At 59.5% G+C, this 2,624-nt stretch carries 3 protein-coding genes; 1 reads left to right on the forward strand and 2 read right to left on the reverse strand.

The features are described from left to right. On the forward strand, positions 1–184 hold a 184-nt coding region (locus EOM25_13810), incomplete at its 5' end, for a branched chain amino acid aminotransferase (protein ID NCC26250.1). Here the strand turns inward: EOM25_13810 and EOM25_13815 are convergent. Continuing rightward, complete coding sequence (locus tag EOM25_13815; protein NCC26251.1) at positions 174–1,184, reverse strand: hypothetical protein; 1,011 nt, start codon at positions 1,182–1,184, stop codon at positions 174–176. The genes EOM25_13810 and EOM25_13815 overlap by 11 nt on opposite strands. A 146-nt stretch (positions 1,185–1,330) precedes the next feature. Next, positions 1,331–2,596, reverse strand: coding sequence for a selenium-binding protein (locus EOM25_13820; GenBank protein ID NCC26252.1), 1,266 nt, complete (start codon positions 2,594–2,596; stop codon positions 1,331–1,333). Positions 2,597–2,624: the final 28 nt, after the last annotated feature.

Raw genomic sequence — 2,624 nt, forward strand, 5'->3', positions numbered from 1 at the left:
TTTCGGCACGGGCACCGCCGCAGTCGTTTCTCCCGTGAAGTCTATTTCCTACAAGGACAAAAACTATAAAGTTCAAAATGGCGAAGTGGGAGAATGGGCGCAGAAGCTACATGATGAAATCGTCGGCATTCAATATGGTACGAAGGAAGACCCCTTCGGCTGGATATATGAGGTCAAATTGTAGGAACCTGCCGGGTAGGCGGGGACATGGCATTGTTGCTGAAGCCCTGATCCGGGATGTGGCACATCGCGCAGGACAGGGTCTCGTTGCTCGACAGGCGCCGGTCGAAGAATAACTTGCGCCCCAAGTCGACGCGGGCTGCGGTCATCTCCTGTCCCTCGGGCAGGACTATGGGCGGCAGCCCCGGGGGGCTGTGGCTGGCCTGGGCCAGCAATTCCCGGGTCCGCAGGGGTGGTTTCACCTCGCCGGCTGCCGCCTTATAGCCACCGGCTGCGGCCTCCTGCATCAGGGTGAGAGCGTCCGCCAGTACGAGATCGGGATGCAGGAAGGAAACGCTGTAGATGTTGCGTATCCGGCGTTCCGGATCGATGAGAAACACGCGCAGCACATGGGAGATCTGCCCGGTGTTTTCACCTTTCTCGTTATAGACCCTGTTCACGCCCTGGTCATAAGCGGCGAGGATGGGGTCGAGGGCCTCGTTTGATTCGGTGGTGAGAAAGAGCCAGTCCGCCCCCTTGCCGGCGAAGTTCTCGGCGTACAGGCGCATCACCTCCGGGACATCGTTCTGCGGGTCGAAGCTGAGGCTGATCAGGCGCATGCTTGCGGCCAGCTCGGGATCCTTCTGCATGGCCTGATACAGGCGATAGAGGACGTAGGTCGCCAGGGGACAGCCATTGACATCGTCGCAGCTGCTGTAGATGAAGCTCAGTACCACATACTTGCCGTCGAACAGATCATGGAGCCGGGCCTTCGAGCCGTCAGTCGCGAGGACCGGGCCGTCCGGGGCCTCGGCGATGGGCGGCAAGCTGTAGGTTCCGGGGTCCGGCGGATCAAAAAGCAGGGTGGAATATCCGGGGGCCACGACCCGGGGCCGGTCGATGGCACCCGTGACCTGTCCCTTGGTTCCGGAGGCATCGTCAGCCAGGGCGGCAGGGATGGCGCCCAAGACGCAATTCAGAAAGAACACGAGCGCGACGCGGGAAATTGGTTTCTTCAGAAACATGCGCCTATCGGACTCCTCGGCCGACACCATCTGCCGTTGTCTATATTAGAAACCGCCCGACCACTTTATGTGTTCGGGCGGTCATGCTGCTGAGGGCGTTCTTGCAGCAAAGCCCCTTTGTCGCTTATGACGGCATAGGCATGGCTTCAGTCGGCCGGAGCAGCGACGGCCACGGCATCACCCAATGTCTCCACCGGCTTCTGCTTCCCGGCGATATTGGTTTCGAAAAGCTCGTTGGAGTTGAAGGTCATGAGATGGGCACGCCCCAACTTTTCCTTGTAGAAGTCGACCTCGAATCCCAGGACCAAGTTCTCGCCGTCCCAGTTGTACATCCTGAGAAACTGCTCATCCGCCTCGTCCTTTTTGTCCCAGTTACCCAGCAGAGACGAGGTGAAGTACAGCCGCTTGCCGTCCCAGCTTTGGGAAACCATATTCACCTGCGAGCCAATTTTATGCTCGCTCACCAGCTTGGCATTGAAGGGGTCGGAGACGTCGAACCGACGTGTGGTGCCATCCATGAAGGTATTGACCCACAGTGTGCTGTCGTCGGCGCTGATGGAAAAGGCCACCGGCAACGGTACCTTGGAGGGGTCGCCGATGGTACCCACTTCACGGGCTGTCCAGCCTTCCTTCTGATCCTCGTAGATGAGCCAGATCTTGGAGGTCAGGGCGGTGGTGGTGAAGCAGTAGTTGCTGCCCCAGGTACAACGGATCTCCAAAGGGGCACCGGGGATGTCGAAGATCTTCAACGGCTCGCGCTTGTGCAGGTCCCACACCATAGCGGTGTTGCCGAAGCGCTTCATGGCCTCGGGATCGTTCAGCATCTGACCGAAGTCCATCATGTAGTTGGACCAGCCGGTGAATGAACTGGTCACCATGATGTTCTTGGCCGGCAGGAAGCGCACGTCGTAGCCATAGCCGTCGGCGTACTTGCCGGTCTTCTCGGCACCACGCAGGTTGTCATCCGTGGGCATCCAGTAGGTTTCCACGAATTCGCCTTCGTTGGTGTATTCCACCATCGCCGTGCGGCCGCCGTGGTCCTTGTTGTTGGACAGGGCGCTGATCATCATGCGACCGGGCAGGGCGAAGAAGCTGTGGGGCCCCACCACGCCACCGCTCGCCTTGACGAAGTCGTCGATGACCTTGTGCAGCGTTGGCTTGCTCGGATCGGTGTGGACGTCGAAGATGAAGATCTTGTTGGTATCCAGGGTGCCGGCCCACAGATACCGGCGGTCGTCGCTGTATCCCGAGTGATGGGCCTCGTTGCGTCCGCCCACGGAGAGGCTGTGAATGACCTCGCCGAAGGTTTCGGACTTGGGATCCGTATCGATGGTCACGAGCTTGTCTTGCTCATCGCCTACGCCCTTTACACCGAGGGTCCAGACGTGTACGAACTGCTCCTGGCCCGTGATCTTCGGCGAATAGGGTGAGACGCACGTC

This window comes from Deltaproteobacteria bacterium, assembly GCA_009929795.1.
Taxonomy (GTDB): Bacteria; Desulfobacterota; Desulfovibrionia; order Desulfovibrionales; family Desulfomicrobiaceae; genus RZZR01.

Bases quoted from the DNA above. Each gene is read 5' to 3' on its own strand.
- EOM25_13815 (NCC26251.1), bottom strand. From the start codon at position 1,184: ATGTTTCTGAAGAAACCAATTTCCCGCGTCGCGCTCGTGTTCTTTCTG.